Source organism: Microcystis sp. LE19-131.1A, from assembly GCF_027532015.1.
Classification (GTDB): domain Bacteria; phylum Cyanobacteriota; class Cyanobacteriia; order Cyanobacteriales; family Microcystaceae; genus Microcystis; species Microcystis ichthyoblabe_A.
Genome location: NZ_JAPZSS010000031.1, coordinates 14324 through 32693, shown reverse-complemented (window position 1 = coordinate 32693; position 18370 = coordinate 14324). Strand labels below are relative to the sequence as shown.

The window sequence follows — 18370 nt, the reverse complement described above, 5'->3', positions numbered from 1 at the left end:
TTTGGTATCCTTGAGGATAGGGATAAAGTAGGATGAGGGCATCTCAGTGGACATTGGGGGCTAAATGAGGTTATATTTTATCTATAGAAGAACGTTTGTATGTCGCAACGATAATGAGTAATTCACTGCCAAAATATCTAGAGGAAATCACAGGCATTTATCAACAGGGTAACGCCACAGAACACAGTTATCGTCCTGCTTTAAAAAAATTAATTGAATCCCTAAATAATAACCTACAAGCTCTCAATGAGCCAAAAAGGATTGCTTGTGGCGCTCCAGATTTTGTGATTAATCAGGGTATGGTAGAAATTGGCCATCTGGAAGCAAAAGATATCGGAACTTCTCTCAAAAAGGTTGAAAATACTCCCCAAATAAAACGTTATTTACAGGCTTTAGGTAATTTAATTATCACCGATCATTTAGAATTTCGTTGGTATGTATCGGGAGAATTGCGTCTATCAGCTGCCGTGGCAAGTCTTAATCAAAAAAAGCAAATTAAACCTGATTCCCAGGGGATTTTACAAGTAGAACAATTGTTCTGTCAGTTTTTCCTCTCAAAAGTTATTCAGATCACAACACCGCGAGAATTAGCCAAAAAAATGGCCGCTTTAGCGCAGTTAATTCGAGATGCAATCGGTCAAGCTTTAAAAGATCAAGATTGCGGGGGAATGTTGCGGCAACAATTGCAATCTTTTCAACGAGTTTTAATTAGTGATCTCAATGAAGCGCAGTTCGCGGATATGTATGCACAAACAATTTGTTATGGTTTATTCGCAGCACGCTGTAATACGGATCAAATAAGTTCTTTTTCCAGGGAAACGGCAGCATTTCGCCTCCCAAAAACTAACCCTTTTTTGCGGGGAATTTTTCATCAAATTGCTGGTACAGAATTAGATGAGCGGATTACTTGGGCCGTGGATACTCTAGCCACTATTTTACAACAAACGGACATGGATGGTATTCTTAGCAGCTTTGGAAAACGCACGCGCAAGCAGGATCCTGTGGTTCACTTTTATGAGACTTTTTTAGCCGAATACGATAGTAAAATGCGTGAGTCTAGGGGGGTTTATTATACCCCTGAACCCGTGGTTTCTTACATGGTTCGCAGTGTGGACTATATTCTAAAAAATAAGTTTCAGATTCCTAAAGGTTTGGCCGATGCCAAAAAAATTACGATTAAGAATCCTAATGATAGCCAAGAAACTCAGGAAGTTCACCAAGTTTTAATTCTCGATCCTGCTGTGGGAACAGGCACTTTTTTACACTCTGTTATCGACCATATCTATGATAGTTTTCGTCAACAGAAAGGGATGTGGTCTAGTTATGTCAGTAAACATTTATTACCCCGTCTCTTTGGGTTTGAATTACTGATGGCTCCCTACACCGTGGCACACATGAAATTAGGGTTACAACTTCAGGAATTAGGCTATGATTTTAGTGCCGATGAACGCTTAGGAATCTATCTCACTAACACCCTACAGGAAGCTTTTCAAATTCCCCCTGCTGATGGGTTTTTAAATCGCATTCGCGATGAAGCAGAGTCAGCGCAAGGTGTTAAGCAAGAACATCCTGTTATGGTGATTATTGGTAATCCTCCCTACTCTGGACATTCCGTAAATACAGGAGAATGGATTAAGGAATTATTGAAGGGAAAAGATATTATTTCTGGAGAAAAAACTGCTAGTTATTTTGAAGTAGATGAGCAACCTTTAGGCGAAAAAAATCCCAAATGGTTAAATGATGATTATGTCAAATTTATTCGCTTTAGTCAATGGCGCATCGAGAAAACTGGTTACGGAATTTTAGCTTTTGTTACTAATCATGGTTATCTGGATAACCCAACTTTTCGGGGAATGCGTCAAAGTTTATTAAAAACTTTTGATGATATTTATATTCTCGATTTACACGGCAATAGTAAGAAAAAAGAAGTTTGTCCCGACGGTTCACCGGATCAAAATGTGTTTGATATTCAGCAAGGTGTAGCTATTGGTATTTTTATTAAATATCACAATGGTTCTTCAAATTTAGCTAAAGTTTATCATGCTGATTTATGGGGCAAAAGAGAGATGATTGAGAATCAAGTTATTGTCGGTGGTAAGTATCATTGGTTAGAGGAAAATGATCTTTATTCTACTTCTTGGCAGGAATTACAACCTGATTCTCCTTTTTATCTATTTAAACCTCAGAATATTAATCTGCGGTCAGAATACGATCAATTTTGGAAAATTACTGAAATTATGCCAGTGAATGTCTTAGGATTTCAGACTCACCGAGATAATTTTGCTATAGATTTTGACAAAGATAAGATAACTAAAAGATTTCAAGAACTAAGAGAAAATAATCTTTCTAACGAAGATTATACTACTAAGTATGATATTAAAGATAACCGAGATTGGAAATTCAATAGAGTTCGTCAAGCAATTCGTTTAGATGACCAGTGGCAAAATAAAATAACTACTTGTCTATATCGTCCTTTTGATTGGCGTTGTTGCTATTTTAGTACAGTAGCAATGGACTATCCAAGACGGGAGTTAATTGACCATGTCTTGGGAAAAGAAAATTTATGTATAAATACAGTTAGACAAACTAGGCTAGATTTTTGGAATCATTCTATAGTGTCTGACACTCCGACTCCTGCTGTCTTTGTAGAAATAAAAGATGGATCTAATGTTTTCCCCCTTTATCTTTACCCAACCAATACCCCAACCCTATTTGACACAGAAGCAACCAACTCGCCAAATGGTCGCCGTCCCAATCTAGCGCCTGAATTTATTAACAAACTTTCGGCAAAACTTGAATTAGAATTTATCAGTGATGGCAAAGGAGACAAAAAGAAAACCTTTGGACCAGAAGACATTTTTAACTATATCTATGCTGTCTTTCACTCTCCCCAATATCGCCAACGTTACGCCGAATTTTTAAAAATAGACTTTCCTCGCGTTCCTCTCACCAGTAATAAAGAATTATTCTGGGAATTAGTCAAAAAAGGTGACAGATTAGTGCAGTTACACCTGATGAAAGCAACGGGAAAAGAAATTAGTAGCTATCCCGTGGCGGGTTCTAATCTAGTCGAACAGGTGAAATATGACGAAAATAAACAACAAATTTCGATTAATTCTGACCAGTATTTTGCGGGGATTCCGCTCCAAATTTGGAACTTTTATATCGGCGGTTATCAAGTGTGTCAGAAGTGGCTAAAAGACCGCAAAGGTCGCCACCTTAGCTACGATGACCTAGAACATTATCAACAAATTATCTCCATTTTGGGCGAATCGATCGCAATTATGGAAACTATAGATATAATTATCAATAAATATGGTGGTTTCCCCTTTAGTTAAGCCACCAGTGAGAGAAGATTAATACTAAATCCGTTGACTATAGGCTACATATCAGGACAGGTAAAAGGGAGAATAAATAATCAGTACAGGTGCAAGATTTTGAGAGAATCGTGCTTCAAAACCTTGGGTTTTCATCGGCCCGCGTCCTGTAGGGGCGAAGCATTCGGGCAATAACCTATCGGTGAAACCGGAGATTTTCTATCCGAATGCTTCGCCCGTACTTTTTGCCGCAAACCCTAGATTGATATTTTATCGCAGGTTTCAACCACAAATAAAGCGTCTTCTAGGTTATATTTAACAGGGTTTCTCTTCCTTTTTTGTTGCGGTTCCCTTTTAAATTTATATTGAAATGTCTGAAGAATTTTAACTTGATTAATTTCAACTCCAAAGGTATTGAGGGTTTTCTCAAATAAGCCATAGGTGGACAATTTTAGGATAATGTCATTATCCAAACAATAAACAGAACCTATCAAGGTTAAACTCCTAACACCTTTTCTAGATACTCGTAGGTTTCGTCATCAAATTTATCCCAGTCTAACTTATTAGCCAAATATTCATTAATAATCTTATTGCCATTTGGGTTGGGTTCTAATAATTTTAAAGTAGCCATGGCTAAAGCAAAGTAGCGCCTGTTATGCCATCCATAGTTCAGAATAATTGCACCTATGTCAATATCCGGATGATGAGAGATAAAATGTTCTTGAACATATTTACTGAATTTTTCAGTATTTGGGAATTTCCTATCCCCAAGGCAGTTATCACAATCACCTAGGAGTAATTCAGTGGCAAATTGATTAGCTTCTTTTTCTTCGCTATCATTATCAAATTTAATCTCTTCATCAACTAATACCCCATCTTTTAGATGTGCTAATGCTAAATGTCCTAATTCGTGCGCTAAGTCAAAAGCGAGTCTTGCCGACTGTTGATATTTTGAACTAAGAATAATTACAGGACAAGTGGAATACCATTGAATTAATCCAGCAAATTTCTTAGTTTTGTTAGGAAAATGATCAAAGTATCCTACCGCTATTCCCTGAGACCAACAATAGTCTAAAAGAGAGGTCAAGTCAACCTTTGGCCAGTGACTTAAGATGTCTTCTCTGATGGTTTTAGCATCCTTAGATAAAGGGGTATAATTAACTTCAACCCCCAAGGAAATTAACTCAGCAAAACGACTTGCTAAAGCTTGTGCTAGATGGGGATGTTGGTTATTCTGGCTATTGTGCTGTTTAAATTTAGTATGAGGAGGTCGATTAAATTTGACCTTTTCTTGAGGGGTTAATAAGGATGAGAGGTCAAGATTGAGGTTTTTGGCGATATAACCTGCCCCTTCTAGGACCGCAACGGGTTTATCATTGAGTTCATCATCCCACCAACTGGGCAAGCCATTTTCTCGGACATAATTTTTTTTAAGTCCGATTTTTGAGAGTTTCCCGTAGAGGGCTGCCATGGTAAGGCTTTCTGTCATGGTTTCACCCTCCTTTGTCGGCAATACTAAGTTTTTTAAGGTTTTAGGGAATCAAAGTAGATCAGTATATTCTTATCTCTAAGATACCATCTCTAACTTAATTTTTGCCCACTGGCAAGAGTCCCTTTTCAGGGATAAATGACTCTCTACTCCCAACGAGAGTGATACAATTGTTAACACCACAGACCAAGAGCTAATCGAAGCGAGAGAATAAAAACTGCTATGTTAAAAGCCCTACTCGGAGATCCCAACGCCCGCAAAATTAAAAAATTTCAGCCCCTCGTCACCGAAATCAACCTGCTGGAAGAAGACATTAAAAACCTATCCGATGAGGAATTAAGGGGCAAAACCAGCGAATTTAAGGAAAGATTAGACAAAGCGAGAAATTATGACGAAAGAGAGGAGATTCTCGAGGAAATCCTCCCCGAAGCTTTCGCCATTGTCCGGGAAGCGGGAATCCGAGTCTTAGGGATGCGTCACTTTGACGTGCAGTTATTGGGGGGAATGGTACTCCACAAAGGACAAATCGCCGAGATGAAAACCGGGGAAGGAAAAACCCTAGTTGCCACACTCCCCGCTTATTTGAATGGATTGACCGGAAAAGGGGTTCACGTCGTCACCGTCAACGATTATCTCGCCCGTCGTGACGCGGAATGGATGGGGCAGGTACACCGCTTTTTAGGGTTAAGTGTGGGACTAATTCAAGCCGGCATGAGTCCAGAAGAAAGAAAGAAAAATTATGCCTGTGACATCACCTACACCACTAACAGCGAACTCGGCTTCGATTATCTGCGCGATAACATGGCTACAGTGATGGGGGAAGTTGTCCAAAGACCCTTTAACTACTGCGTTATCGACGAAGTGGACTCCATTCTTATCGATGAGGCCAGAACTCCATTAATTATATCAGGACCGATCGATCGGCCCACAGAAAAATATATTCTCGCCGCCGAAATCGCCAAGCAATTAGTGCGCCAAAAAGTAGAAGACGGACCGGGAGACTACGAAGTTAACGAAAAAGACCGTAACGTTTTAATGACCGATGAAGGCTTTAAAAGAGCGGAAGAACTATTGGGAGTTACCGATTTATACGACCAAGAAAATCCCTGGGCGCACTATATTTCTAACGCTATTCGTGCCAAAGAACTCCAGAAAAAAGACGTTAACTATATCGTTCGCAGTGGTGAAATTGTTATCGTTGATGAGTTCACGGGACGGGTATTACCGGGGCGACGTTGGGGCGATGGTTTACATCAGGCAGTGGAGGCTAAGGAAGGGGTAGAAATTCAACAGGAAACCCAAACCTTAGCCACGATTACCTATCAAAACTTTTTCCTACTCTATCCGAAATTATCCGGCATGACTGGGACGGCTAAAACCGAAGAAACGGAACTAGAAAAAGTCTATAACCTGCAAGTAACAATTGTTCCCACTAACCGCGTTTCTCGTCGGCAAGATTTAGCCGATGTGGTCTATAAAAATGAACAGGCAAAATGGAACGCCGTCGCCGAAGAATGTCAACAAATGCACGAACAGGGTCGCCCGGTTTTAGTCGGTACCACCAGTGTGGAAAAATCGGAAGTGCTTTCGCTGTTATTACAGGGAAGAAAGATTCCCCATAACTTACTTAATGCTCGTCCGGAAAACGTGGAAAGGGAATCGGAAATCGTCGCCCAAGCAGGCCGGGCCGGGGCCGTAACCATTGCCACGAACATGGCGGGACGGGGAACCGATATCATCCTCGGTGGTAACTCCGACTATATGGCCCGATTGAAAATTCGCGAGTATTTAATGCCGAAATTAGTTATGCCCGAGGATGACAATTTGGCCTTTAGTTTACCCAGTTTAGGAGAACGCAATCGCCCCCAAGGATTCGCCCCGGGTAAGAAGAAAAAAAACTGGCGTGCCTCAGCAGAAATTTTTCCCACCGAGTTACCGAAAGAGGTAGAAAATGCCCTGAAAGAAGCGGTTAAATTTGCCGTTGATACCCACGGAACTCAAAGTTTACTCGAATTAGAAGCAGAAGAAAAAATCGCTATCGCAGCCGAAAAAGCTCCCACGGATGACCCGGTTATTCAAAAGTTACGCGAAGTCTATAAATTAATTCGCAAAAGTTATGAAGATTACACAGGCAAAGAACACGATGAAGTAGTAGAAAGGGGCGGACTGCACGTTATCGGGACGGAACGCCACGAATCCCGCCGTATTGACAACCAATTGCGAGGCCGGGCGGGCAGACAGGGCGACCCCGGTTCTACACGCTTCTTTTTAAGTCTAGAAGACAATTTATTGCGGATTTTTGGGGGCGACCGCGTGGCTGGTTTAATGGATGCCTTCCGGGTGGAAGAAGATATGCCCATTGAGTCGGGAATGTTAACTCGTTCCCTGGAAGGAGCGCAAAGAAAAGTGGAAACCTTCTATTATGATGCCCGGAAACAGGTGTTTGAATACGACGAGGTGATGAATAATCAACGGCGCGCTATTTATGCCGAACGTCGTCGGGTTTTGGAGGGGATGGACCTAAAAGAACAGGTGCTGCAATACGCCGAAAAAACCATGGATGAAATCGTCATGGCTTATATTAATCCCGAACTGCCGGCAGAAGAATGGGATTTAGAAAAACTGATTAGTAAATCTCAGGAATTTGTCTATCTGTTGGCAGATATTACCGCTAAAGATATCGAGGAGATGAGTGTTAATGATATCAAGATGTTCCTACACGAAGAAGTTCGCAAAGCCTACGAAATTAAAGAACGTCAAGTGGATAATATTCGCGCCGGTTTCATGCGCGATGCCGAACGTTATTTTATCCTGCAACAAATCGATATGTTATGGCGCGAACACCTGCAAGCTATGGAAGCTTTACGCGAGTCGATTGGTTTACGCGGTTACGGTCAAAAAGACCCCCTAATTGAGTATAAACAGGAAGGCTACGAGATGTTTTTAGAAATGATGATTGATATCCGTCGTAACGTGGTTTATTCCCTGTTCCAATTCCAACCGCAAGGACAACCCCAAGCAGTGGCTAGTGAGTGAACAGTAAAAATTAAAGGTTGGTTTAAATTGGGGAGAATTGGCTAAGGCTGATTCTCTCATTTTTTTCTACCGAGAAATCAGTCACCTACAATCCACACTAGGACTAAAATTATCAGTCCGATTACTCCATAGGACAGCAACGACCCCAAAGAATTGAGGATTTGTATGGGAAAATGAATCAAAACTTGGTAAGTAAAATCCGTAACTGCCAGCAAGGCAGTGAAAAATATAGTCACAAGTGTTATCATATTTAATATCTTCTCATTCTGATAGAATAAATGGCTATCCTTTGCGGCAATCGGCAGTGGATAGTCAGAATTTAGGAGATTATCCCCAAGAAAATTCTACCGCAATTTGGGTGCATCTCACATTTGCAGAAACACCGACAATGAGGACTGCTCTATGAATATTCGTATTGGTAACGGCTACGATATCCACCGATTGGTAACAGGAAGACCTTTAATTTTAGGAGGAGTAGAAATTGCCCATACTGTCGGTTTATTGGGTCACAGTGATGCCGATGTCTTAACCCATGCTATTATGGATGCCATGCTGGGTGCGCTTAGTTTAGGCGATATCGGTCATTATTTTCCCCCCACAGACCCACAATGGCAAGGGGCGAATAGTTTAAAATTATTAGAACAAGTTAATCAATTAATTATCGATAAAGGTTGGCAGATTAATAATATTGATTCGGTAATTGTTGCCGAAAAACCGAAAATGAAACCTCACCTTATTGCGATGCGAGCCAAATTAGCAGCAACTCTCAAGATTAATCCGGACCAGGTGGGAATTAAAGCCACTACTAACGAACAATTGGGACCAGTGGGACGAGAAGAAGGTATCGCAGTTTATGCCGTGGTTTTATTGGTTAAGGAATAAGTAATTAGTAAAAATTTGCTGAGATTAAGTATCCAGAACTTATGAATATAGACACAAAAATCTTAGAAACTGTCGAAACAATGCCAGAGTTCTTAAAAATAGAGCTGCTTCACTATGCTGAATATTTGATGGCCAATTATCAATCAGATGTTATTATAGAGAAACCTTCTCTTAGAAAACGTCGTTCAGGAATTTTACAAGGTACATTTACCTTACCTTTGTCCGATGATTTTGATGAGTCTTTGGAAGATTTTCAGGAATATATGTGATGACATCTTTTCTTCTGGACACCCATACTTTCATCTGGTTAACTGAAAACGATCCTAACTTACCTAATAATCTTCGGGAGGAAATTGATTTTGCTCCTGAAGTTTATGTCAGTATTGTTAGTCTCTGGGAAATCGCGATTAAGTTAAATTTAGGTAAGTTAGCCCTACAAAAAAGTTATGAAACCATTGAAACTAAACTAGAAGCATCAGATATAACCTTACTGTCTATATCATTTTCTGATACTCTAAAAATTTGTACTTTACCCTTGTATCACCGTGATCCATTTGATAGAATGCTAATTGCTCAGTCTCTAAACAGATCGCTAATTCTAATTAGTAAAGATACTAAATTTGATGCTTATAATGTACCAAGAAAATGGACATAATACCCCGTCCGGCTCAATTCTATTCAAGATGAGAGCAAGATAAATTTCCTAATTCCCCATAGACTTCTAACATTCATTGCTAAATTCTCTCTATGACTGCCATTATCCAACAAATAAAAGAGCGTTTTTCCCAATCCCTAGTTAAATCCTTTGGGGAAAACTTTGCCGCTACCGATCCTCTAATTGTCGCCGCTAGTAACCCCCGTTTTGGCGATTATCAATGTAATATTTCCCTCTCTTTAGCCAAAGAATTAAAACAAAAACCGCGGGAAGTGGCGGCAACTTTACTAAAAAATCTAGAGATAGATGATCTCTGTCAAACCCCCGAAATTGCTGGACCTGGTTTTATCAATCTTACCCTTAAACCCAGTTATCTAGAAACCCAATTAAAAGACCTAATTACTGACAACCGTTTAGGAGTTGCCACTGCTAACCCCAGTCAAAAAATTATTGTCGATTTTTCCAGTCCCAATATTGCTAAAGAAATGCACGTCGGTCACTTGCGATCGACTATAATTGGTGATTGTATTGCTCGGATTTTGGAATTTCGTCATCATCAAGTAATTCGTCTTAATCACGTCGGGGATTGGGGTACTCAATTCGGGATGTTAATCACCTATCTACAAGAAGTTTATCCTAGCGCTTTAACCCAAGCAGATGCCCTTGATTTAGGGGATTTAGTTAGCTTTTATAAAAAGGCTAAAATTCGTTTTGATGAAGACGAAAACTTTAAAGAAACTGCCCGCCAAGCTGTAGTAAAATTACAGTCGGGTGATCCTCAAAGTCGTCAAGCATGGCAGTTACTTTGTCAACAATCACGACGGGAATTTCAGAAAATCTATGATATTCTCGATATAAAACTGACGGAAAGGGGGGAATCTTTTTATAATCCCTACCTTGAGACAGTAATCAGAGAATTAGATCAACAGGGATTGCTAACAGAAGACAACGGCGCTTTATGCGTCTTTCTCGATGGTTTTACCAACAAAGAGGGGGAGCCTTTGCCCCTAATTGTCAAGAAATCCGACGGCGGTTATAATTACGCTACCACCGATTTAGCGGCAATTTGTTATCGAGTGCGTGAAGATAAGGCCGAAAGAATAATTTATGTTACTGATGCTGGACAAGCTAACCATTTTGCCCAAGTATTTCAGGTGGCTAAAAAAGCGGGATTTTTACCCGATAATGTGGCAGTGGTTCACGTCGCTTTTGGATTAGTTTTAGGGGAAGATGGTAAAAAATTAAAAACTCGTTCCGGGGAGACGGTAAAATTACAAGAATTACTTGATCAAGCGATCTCCTATTCCCTAGCTGACTTAGAAAAAAGACTGGCAAGCGAGGAAAGAGAAGAAACTGGCGATTTTATCGCTAAGACTGCCGAAACCGTCGGATTAAGTGCCATTAAATACGCCGATCTCAGCCAAAATCGCAATAGTAACTACGTTTTTAGTTACGACAAAATGCTCAATCTGCAAGGCAACACCGCCCCCTATATGCTGTACGCTTACGCTAGGGTCCAGAGTATCAGTCGCGAAGGTGGTATTAATTTTCAGGATTTAAGTGCCAATTCACCGCTAATTCTCAAGGATGAAAGCGAATTAATTCTGGCTAAACAATTACTGCAACTGCCGGAAGTAATTAGTGCAGTGGAAGAGGATTTATTACCCAATCGTTTATGTGATTATCTTTATGAACTCAGTAAAAAGTATAATCGTTTCTACGAAAATTGTCCCGTTCTGAAAGCAGCAGAACCGATTAAAACCTCTCGTTTAGTTTTGTGTGATTTAACGGCAAGAACCCTAAAATTAGGCTTATCTCTCCTGGGAATTCCCGTTTTGGAAAGAATGTAAATCAGTTATCAGTTATCAGTTATCAGTTATCAGTTATCAGTTATCAGTTCACAGCAAAAAACTCCTGGCTCTTCTAGGTTCTGTGTGATAAGTTTAACTTACTATATGATCGATCAATCTTTGTGTCCTTTGTGTCTTTGTGGTTCCTTCCACTCGCTCGCCAGCAGGACTGTATCTTAGAATACATTTTGCCCACCAAACCTAAGAGAGCCAACTACCCAATTCATAATTCATAGTTGATAATTCATAATTCCCACACCCCACCCCTTGCATTGCGTATCTTTGACAAAACTGGGTGCTATTTTATACCCAGAAAAAGTGTACTATGCTGACGTGAAAAAACCTGACTTTTTGCTAACCTAGAAATAGCTCTAATCAGAGCCAATATCTTTGGGGGAAGCTTGGAGATTAATCTAGTTAAACTGACTCATGACGTTATCTTATTGTCGTCTGTTGCCTATTAGCTTTCAGGTGATAACTCGGAGATCGGGAATTAGTACAAAAGTTCAGATTTCCTCTCCGCAGCCCCAGCGTTCCTGTGTAGTCTTAACGAGTAATTTTATCCCAGAGATGTTATCGTTAAAGCGGTCAAATGTCCGAACGTCCTAGAGGATTTTCGGGAAAGAGCATTTGCCCTGTCGTAATCTCAGATAGAACCTTATGAGTCAATCAATTGAAGATAAAGCTATGGCCGATGCTGATGTATCAGATTATACCACAAATAAAATAATTGTCTCTAATTGGATCGCCCCTTGGTCGAAAGGCAATCGGAAAAATCCGTCACCGCAACCAAAATGGGATTTATGGCAACCCCTGCGGCAACGAATTGATCGCCTAGAAATCAATACACCTGAACTAGCTCACAGGATTTGTCGTCTAATTCCGGCTCAATGTCCCTTTGCGCGGAAAATTAACCTATTTAGCTGGACAATTCTAGAGATTCCCCCCCTTTGCAAGCTAAATCCCCTCTACGAAAACCTGATGATGTTAAGATTTCGCGCTCTTTCTTACCTGGCCGATGAATGTGGAGAGGATATCGGTGCTTACTGCTAAAATGGGAGAGTGTCTTTAATCGCCACACCTATGGCCATCATCGCTCTGAAAGCTTGGTATCTGGACAAATACGAACCTATCCGTGAGGTTGTCAAACGTCCCCACGACTTGCGCTTAAGTCGCAATAGTCTCTTAAAATCGGGTTTAAGAGCCGATTTTCTCGATGATAGTCTGACAATACAGGGTTCTGTCTGGTTCCAATGCTATTTAGAAGGGGAAAGGGTGGAATTTTACCTCGAAGGTAGTGGCGGTTACGTCATCTCGAATATTGACCTGATTTCCCAAGAAATTTACTTTACTAAACAGGACCTCAGCACTTGGCTGGATCCCATCATTTATTTTAGCTCCCAAAGCCAATTTAAGGACTCTAGCACCGCTTTAAAAACAGTTTTGACCGAAACCGTCGAAAATCTCAATAAACGCTCCCGTTTGCCCTTAACTATGGAAGAAACGCCTCGAACTGAGGGCAATGTCACCCGGTTGAGTGATAGTCAATTACGCAAAATTCGCAAAAGTTTATTATTTATTGCCGATGCTACGGCGATTAGCCAAAAGGAAACGGAATTACTGCCCAGTCCCCTAGTGGGTGTAGAATTAGGTTATGCGATCGCTTGTAAACAGGGCGGACAAATTCTGCTAACCTATCAAAATCGGGCGGAATTAAAGGGTAAACTAGCTTTTGACCTGCCAAGCTACCAAAAATTAATTTTCTCGGATCTGAGCGAATTGCGTCTCACTTTTCCGCCTTTAATGGCAACTTTATTACAAAAATTCAATCTGATTAGTTAAAAAAATGAGTAGAAAAGCTGACGAGTACGCTGTACATTTGTTCTTGAGCAGTGGACATCGCGAGGAGGTACGTTTTTTGACTATCCAAGAATTTCAAAAGTGGTACAGTAACGAATTAGTTCCGAAAGCCGATTCCAGGGATTTTATCAATGTTCCGATCAGAAATATTCAAGGGGAATATATGGTTTTACGTCCAGCTAGTATCGTTGCTATTCGCGTGGAACCCGTCTTTTTTGGCAGTGTGGAAAGAATCTAATTTGTCGTTATCCCTAAAAAAGATAGTTAGATAGGGAGAATTTTAGAGATTATTGATAATTCTCTCAATGTCAGCTTGGATTTGATTGCTGACTTTGCCTTGCCAGCGTTCTTTTAATTCCCTTAATCCCACTTCTGCGTATTGACAGATCTTATCTAAAACTTCTTTGCCATCGCTAGGTTGAGGATAGGAATTCTTTTTACAGATAATATAAATTCCTGCGGTTAAAGCTAAAATAACTTCTGGCTCGATTTGGCTAATATTAATTAAATCTTGTCGATTACTCAAAGTGGTTCCGTAGATACTTAAGTCTTGTTTAATGGCAAAAGCAGCGGCGAATAAATAAGCATCTACCATGCGCTCAAAGGTTTTATTATCTTTTAGTACCTGTAGATAATTTCTGGAAGTTTCCGAGGCATAAATCTTCAAACTGGGATCGATTCTCTGCATTAGTAATTCTCCATCACTTCAATCACGGAAGCATCTTCATCGGCAGCCAAACGGTGTATTTTGAACATATCAGTAGTATAGGGGAGCAGCAGATTTAAAAGTGGATCGGGAAGATCGCGATCCGTGGCTAAAATAATTACTTGGGAGTTTAAATTAGGGAGAGAGTTAATAATATTTTTTTGATGTTCTTTGTCTAAATGGCCAAAAGGTGTATCCATAATTAGGGGAACACAATTATCGGTTATTTGATTTAAACCAGTGATAAAAGCAAAAGCTAAAGCTTCCTTTTCTCCCGCACTTAAGACATCGGGATTTAATAATTTTCCCGTGATGGTACGGATTCCTAAAGTATATTCGGGAGTGATTTCTACTCCTTTATATTCCTCTGGTTTGTTGGTTACTTGTAAATAGCGATCGCTGGTTACTTGATTAATCATTTTTTGAGAATTATCGATATGCCATTCGATTAATTCGTTAGTGGCATTTTTTAAACCTATAGCCATTTTAACCTGATTAGATAACATCGATGTGGTTTGATTTTCACTAGCTAAAATTTCCACTTCTTTGCGTAAATTTTCTAATTGCTTTTCTTTGATTTCAATGTCCTTTTGCAAGCGTTCGATCCTTTCTTCAATCTCCTTAACTTTTTGTTCCGATTCGTCAACTTTTCGCCAAATATCCCTCACCGAGTCTTGATTTATTCCCGTGGTTTCCTGTTTTAGCTGTCTCATATCTTGATTAATTTCTTCGATTTCTTCTTCTAAAAGATCTCTTTGCAAAAGCAATTGACTATAATTGCTAAATTTGGCATTATCTCGGATAATTCCCTGTAAATCAATTCTAATTTGATCTTTTTCTATTCTGGTGGTGTTGTCCACTTCTAAGGACTCTAGTTCGGCAATTTGTTGAAGTATAAAATCACGAGAACTTTTATCTAAACAACGACCACATAGACAGCTTTCGTCGTCAAGTATTGCTTTAAAAATTGCTGTAGAATTAGTTTTATAGTTGCTTTTTAAGCTAGTAACTTGCAAATCATCGGCCATTTCCTGCACAAAGTTAATCAGCAAAGGTATCGAAGCTGTTTTTAACCAATAATCAATAGACTTTTGCAGGTTATTTAACTCAGTTTGTAAACCGATACGCTTTTTATCTAAGTTATTAATTTCCTCTAATTTTTCTCGTAAACTTTCAATCTGAGCAGCTTTTTCTTGAGCGACTTGGTAGATAACTATAGCATTTTTTTCCTCATCTTTAGCATTTTTACGCTGACCTTGTTGCAGATCAATTTCTTCTTCTAATTCTCGCAATTGTTGCAGCTTATCTGTAAATTCCTGACTGGTTCCCTCTGCTTTATTTAAACGTTTTTCTAATTCTTGTAAGGCTTTTTCTGTATCATCGCGCAGATTTCTTAATTCCGGGATACCCAAAACTTTTTCAATTGCTTCTTTTGCTTCTTTAGTTTGAGTTATCTGGGTATATTGTTCAATTTTTAAGCCATCAAAACAGAAAAAATCTCGAATAGATTTAGGAAGCAATGCTTCGATATATTCCCTAGAGTTACTTCTTATGGTTCCATCTTCATAAAATAATGCTTCCTCTAAGCTGAGAGAAGAAGTGCTACCATTAACGTTTAATTTCGCTGTGCGACTGATAAAGTAATTTTTCTCGTTTCTAGTAAAATTTAATTCTACCCGCATTTCTTTTTCTTCTGCTGATGAAGAATCCCCCTCACCTCGATAAAAATAGGTTTTCATAGTCTCTTTAGATACAATATCTACCCCATAGAGACACCATAAAATCGCTGTCATCAGAGAAGTTTTACCGTGGCCATTATTACCGAAGATAATATGAATATTTCTGTCGGGATGCAGGTTAAAAGTAATATTTTGACTAGGGTAACATTTCCAATTAGTTAAGCGAATTTGTTTCAGTCTCAAAGTCATAGAGTTTATTTATTGTGAGGAGTCGGTATATTTTTCGATAAGTTCGACAATTTTAGGTGATAGCCGCCGATTTTTTAGAGTAATTTTTTCTACTTCTAAAGTCATGGCTTCCTTTAGCAGTTGGGGAGGTATCTCATATTTTTGGGCTATTTCTTTAATTTTAGCAGTTATGTCCATGAATTTTCTGGGGGTTGGGGATTGTCAAGTCTTAATGCTTATTTGCCAAGAGATCTCTTGATGACGAGAAATTTTATAACAGATTTGACTAGGTAAGGCCCTAGTAACTTACAGCTTTTATCGTAAATATGAAGTATAACCTAATTTGGTATTGACGACCGACTACCCAAAAGGAAAACTTCGTACTTCACCATTAATATAACTGCTATAAGCTAATCTACTCTCAACCTTATACAAAAACACCATAAAAGCTAAAATAGATAGCTGACAGTGATTCTGAACACAATAGCAATATATACTAAACCGCCTTGTATTATCGTCTTCTTCTCGATTTTAATACCCTAGAAAACGGGTTAATTGCCTTAACACCCGAACAAAGTCATTATCTTAAAAAAGTTGTTCGTTTAAAATCCCATGACCGTTTTATTGCCCTAAATGGACAAGGACAAGCGTGGTTAGCGGAAATAATTGATAATTCTGCCCATCTTTTAGAAGCGATAAACGAAACTAGCGAACTACCAGTACAAGTGAATTTAATGGTAGCAATTCCCAAAAATGGCTTTGATGATATCGTTCGCGCTGCCACCGAATTAGGAGTTTATCGGATTATCCCGCTGCTGACAGAACGCGGTTTAGTTAATCCTAGTCCTCAAAAAATTGACCGTTGGCGAAAAATTGCCCGGGAAGCTGTAGAACAATCAGAAAGACAGATTATTCCCATAATCGAAGAACCACAGCCATTTTTAGCCATCCTTAAGCGGGGAGCTAACCCACAGACAACTTGTTATATTGGTGTTACGCGTAGAACAGTGGCCCCGCTACTTTCTCAATTACAAACATCAACCGAGATAACCATGGCCATCGGACCAGAAGGGGGATGGACGGAGACAGAAATAGAACAAGCAATCGCCGCTAATTTTCTACCTGTATCATTGGGAAAACGCATTTTGAGAACAATTACCGCTCCCTTAGTGGCTCTCGCTATTATTAACGTCTATTTAGACAGCTAATTGACTACAGTTTTTATGACCAAGACTAGCAATCGAGATAACTGAAATCCTTTCGCTTCTTACCCAAAGCAAGAACTAGCAGCAGTTCCCCGGTGGTCAGATTTTCCCTTTTTTGTCGAAACCACCCTGGTCAATTCCCATTAAAGACACCGACTGGGATACCGCCTTGCAACCCGATAGCACCCTCATATTCCTCGAAAAAACTCGCCCTAGCGCAACTTTATGACCTCTAGTAGCCCTTCTAACCCCTCTTTTGACTGGTTTAACCCCTCGCCCCAGCAAGACAGCGATTTACTGGCACAAATCGGCTTTATCCCCGGTGTCAAAGAATTTCTCACCCTGCGACAGGTTCACGCCTTGGAACACGCCACCGTCTGGGTATTAAGCGAAATGGCTGCCCGTCGTCAATCGCCTTTTGACCATTCCCCCGCAGATAACGAGGCCCTGGGGGGACTGTCCACCGATAGGGGTTTTTATCTCTACGGACAGATTAATACAAATGAACTGCAAATTGCAGCCAAACAGGCTCTCCATCGTCTCAAAAATGGCGAGGGGCAATTGGCACTACATCCGCGTTGTGGCACTAATTTATCGGTAACTTTAGCCTTAACCGCTGGCTTAGTCTTAGGAACTCATCTTCTCTTACCCAGAGGTCCGATTTCTCAGTTATTAGGCTTAGGTTTAGCCACTGCCACCGCTTTTCAAATCGGGCCAGATGTGGGAATGTCGGCCCAAAAATACCTGACCACGGCCATTCCCTTTAACTTAACAATCGTTAACATTGCACCAAAGGCAGACCTATGGGGACGTTCGGGGCATTTCGTGGCAGTGGAGTGGCAAGATTTGCAATAAAACTTAAAGTAAAAACCCTTTCGGCAAACTCGCTCTGATTGTAACCTGTTAACTAAACCCTAAAAAAAAACAACACCTATGCCTGGAATCGAACGCGGAGCCAAAGTTAGAGTCAAACGGAAAGAGTCTTACTGGTACAACGATGTAGGAACCGTAGCCAGTGTTGATAAAAGTGGTATCCTCTATCCCGTTATCGTCCGTTTTGATACTGTTAACTACCACGGTTTTAGCGGTAGCGCCGGTGGACTGAATACCAATAACTTCGCTGAACGTGAATTGGAACTCGTTAAGGCTGCCCCCGCTAAGAAATAAAGCTGAGTAAAATTCGGCCTATCATCACCGACTGACTAACAGGAATTCTCTCTTGTTGGTCGGTTTTTTTATAGTTATCAGTAATCAGTTAAGTAGTCGTGCAAAATAAATTTCCTAGTGAAGAAGGGCAAAAGGCAAGAGGCAATAGGCAAAAGCTTTATCGAAATGTGTAATTAATTTTGCTTAGGTAGTTATCAGTAATCAGTTTACTGTTCACTGTTCACTGTTTACTGATATTACATTTTGGGCGCATCGCTTGCGCGCCAACCATATAAAAACTGACTAACAAATTATCT

General features: G+C 40.0%; 16 protein-coding genes. 12 read left to right on the top strand and 4 right to left on the bottom strand.

Annotated features, from left to right (window positions below; translation table 11 throughout):
- Positions 1–113: 113 nt before the first annotated feature.
- Positions 114–3338 (top strand): type ISP restriction/modification enzyme, encoded by a 3225-nt coding sequence (locus tag O9323_RS02665; protein ID WP_288124657.1) that lies wholly within the window; start codon positions 114–116, stop codon positions 3336–3338.
- Positions 3339–3813: 475 nt separating this feature from the next.
- On the opposite strand, the gene O9323_RS02660 is transcribed toward O9323_RS02665, so the two are convergent.
- Entirely contained in the window at positions 3814–4806 is a 993-nt protein-coding gene (locus tag O9323_RS02660; protein WP_288124656.1) for an ImmA/IrrE family metallo-endopeptidase, read from the bottom strand.
- A gap of 222 nt (positions 4807–5028) precedes the next feature.
- Here O9323_RS02660 and secA point away from each other — a divergent pair, with 222 nt between their 5' ends.
- From secA to O9323_RS02620, 8 genes are all read left to right on the top strand, one after another.
- Positions 5029–7842: a preprotein translocase subunit SecA gene (secA, locus tag O9323_RS02655; protein WP_149107791.1), complete on the top strand. Its 2814-nt coding sequence runs from the start codon at positions 5029–5031 to the stop codon at positions 7840–7842.
- A 402-nt stretch (positions 7843–8244) separates the two neighbouring features.
- Positions 8245–8724: a 2-C-methyl-D-erythritol 2,4-cyclodiphosphate synthase gene (ispF, locus tag O9323_RS02650; RefSeq protein ID WP_002750935.1), complete on the top strand. Its 480-nt coding sequence runs from the start codon at positions 8245–8247 to the stop codon at positions 8722–8724.
- A 41-nt stretch (positions 8725–8765) separates the two neighbouring features.
- On the top strand, positions 8766–8993 hold the full coding sequence (gene vapB / locus O9323_RS02645; protein WP_002750932.1) for a type II toxin-antitoxin system VapB family antitoxin: 228 nt from the start codon (positions 8766–8768) through the stop codon (positions 8991–8993).
- Entirely contained in the window at positions 8993–9379 is a 387-nt protein-coding gene (locus tag O9323_RS02640) for a type II toxin-antitoxin system VapC family toxin (protein ID WP_002793526.1), read from the top strand. Before vapB ends, O9323_RS02640 begins: the two co-directional genes overlap by 1 nt.
- A 92-nt stretch (positions 9380–9471) precedes the next feature.
- The gene (gene argS, locus O9323_RS02635; protein WP_149107792.1) at positions 9472–11229 is read left to right on the top strand and encodes an arginine--tRNA ligase; all 1758 of its coding nucleotides are present in this window, start codon (positions 9472–9474) and stop codon (positions 11227–11229) included.
- A 660-nt stretch (positions 11230–11889) separates the two neighbouring features.
- The gene (locus tag O9323_RS02630; RefSeq protein ID WP_002750927.1) at positions 11890–12282 is read left to right on the top strand and encodes a Mo-dependent nitrogenase C-terminal domain-containing protein; all 393 of its coding nucleotides are present in this window, start codon (positions 11890–11892) and stop codon (positions 12280–12282) included.
- Between the two features lie 30 nt (positions 12283–12312).
- Positions 12313–13071, top strand: a complete 759-nt coding sequence (locus O9323_RS02625) for a hypothetical protein (RefSeq protein ID WP_288124659.1) — start codon at positions 12313–12315, stop codon at positions 13069–13071.
- Between the two features lie 4 nt (positions 13072–13075).
- On the top strand, positions 13076–13327 hold the full coding sequence (locus O9323_RS02620) for a hypothetical protein (RefSeq protein WP_002750923.1): 252 nt from the start codon (positions 13076–13078) through the stop codon (positions 13325–13327).
- A 42-nt stretch (positions 13328–13369) separates the two neighbouring features.
- Here O9323_RS02620 and O9323_RS02615 read toward each other — a convergent pair whose 3' ends face one another.
- The 3 genes from O9323_RS02615 to O9323_RS02605 are packed head-to-tail and all read right to left on the bottom strand — an operon-like array spanning position 13370 to position 15900.
- Positions 13370–13777: a hypothetical protein gene (locus O9323_RS02615; RefSeq protein ID WP_193977167.1), complete on the bottom strand. Its 408-nt coding sequence runs from the start codon at positions 13775–13777 to the stop codon at positions 13370–13372.
- Entirely contained in the window at positions 13777–15723 is a 1947-nt protein-coding gene (locus O9323_RS02610) for an AAA family ATPase (protein WP_288124654.1), read from the bottom strand. Before O9323_RS02610 ends, O9323_RS02615 begins: the two co-directional genes overlap by 1 nt.
- 9 nt (positions 15724–15732) lie before the next feature.
- Entirely contained in the window at positions 15733–15900 is a 168-nt protein-coding gene (locus O9323_RS02605; protein WP_002775282.1) for a hypothetical protein, read from the bottom strand.
- Positions 15901–16208: 308 nt separating this feature from the next.
- Here O9323_RS02605 and O9323_RS02600 point away from each other — a divergent pair, with 308 nt between their 5' ends.
- From O9323_RS02600 to O9323_RS02590, 3 genes are all read left to right on the top strand, one after another.
- Complete coding sequence (locus tag O9323_RS02600) at positions 16209–16910, top strand: 16S rRNA (uracil(1498)-N(3))-methyltransferase (protein ID WP_149107880.1); 702 nt, start codon at positions 16209–16211, stop codon at positions 16908–16910.
- Between the two features lie 222 nt (positions 16911–17132).
- Positions 17133–17762, top strand: coding sequence for a DUF6391 domain-containing protein (locus O9323_RS02595; protein ID WP_024970233.1), 630 nt, complete (start codon positions 17133–17135; stop codon positions 17760–17762).
- Positions 17763–17840: 78 nt separating this feature from the next.
- Positions 17841–18074 (top strand): photosystem I reaction center subunit IV, encoded by a 234-nt coding sequence (locus O9323_RS02590; RefSeq protein ID WP_002750913.1) that lies wholly within the window; start codon positions 17841–17843, stop codon positions 18072–18074.
- Positions 18075–18370 lie beyond the last annotated feature (296 nt).

Excerpts from the sequence above, each read along its gene's own strand:
- O9323_RS02665 (WP_288124657.1), top strand. The coding sequence starts at position 114 with ATGAGTAATTCACTGCCAAAATATCTAGAGGAAATCACAGGCATTTAT.
- O9323_RS02660 (WP_288124656.1), bottom strand. The coding sequence starts at position 4,806 with ATGACAGAAAGCCTTACCATGGCAGCCCTCTACGGGAAACTCTCAAAA.
- secA (WP_149107791.1), top strand. The coding sequence starts at position 5,029 with ATGTTAAAAGCCCTACTCGGAGATCCCAACGCCCGCAAAATTAAAAAA.
- ispF (WP_002750935.1), top strand. The coding sequence starts at position 8,245 with ATGAATATTCGTATTGGTAACGGCTACGATATCCACCGATTGGTAACA.
- vapB (WP_002750932.1), top strand. The coding sequence starts at position 8,766 with ATGAATATAGACACAAAAATCTTAGAAACTGTCGAAACAATGCCAGAG.
- O9323_RS02640 (WP_002793526.1), top strand. The coding sequence starts at position 8,993 with ATGACATCTTTTCTTCTGGACACCCATACTTTCATCTGGTTAACTGAA.
- argS (WP_149107792.1), top strand. The coding sequence starts at position 9,472 with ATGACTGCCATTATCCAACAAATAAAAGAGCGTTTTTCCCAATCCCTA.
- O9323_RS02630 (WP_002750927.1), top strand. The coding sequence starts at position 11,890 with ATGAGTCAATCAATTGAAGATAAAGCTATGGCCGATGCTGATGTATCA.
- O9323_RS02625 (WP_288124659.1), top strand. The coding sequence starts at position 12,313 with ATGGCCATCATCGCTCTGAAAGCTTGGTATCTGGACAAATACGAACCT.
- O9323_RS02620 (WP_002750923.1), top strand. The coding sequence starts at position 13,076 with ATGAGTAGAAAAGCTGACGAGTACGCTGTACATTTGTTCTTGAGCAGT.
- O9323_RS02615 (WP_193977167.1), bottom strand. The coding sequence starts at position 13,777 with ATGCAGAGAATCGATCCCAGTTTGAAGATTTATGCCTCGGAAACTTCC.
- O9323_RS02610 (WP_288124654.1), bottom strand. The coding sequence starts at position 15,723 with ATGACTTTGAGACTGAAACAAATTCGCTTAACTAATTGGAAATGTTAC.
- O9323_RS02605 (WP_002775282.1), bottom strand. The coding sequence starts at position 15,900 with ATGGACATAACTGCTAAAATTAAAGAAATAGCCCAAAAATATGAGATA.
- O9323_RS02595 (WP_024970233.1), top strand. The coding sequence starts at position 17,133 with ATGACCTCTAGTAGCCCTTCTAACCCCTCTTTTGACTGGTTTAACCCC.
- O9323_RS02590 (WP_002750913.1), top strand. The coding sequence starts at position 17,841 with ATGCCTGGAATCGAACGCGGAGCCAAAGTTAGAGTCAAACGGAAAGAG.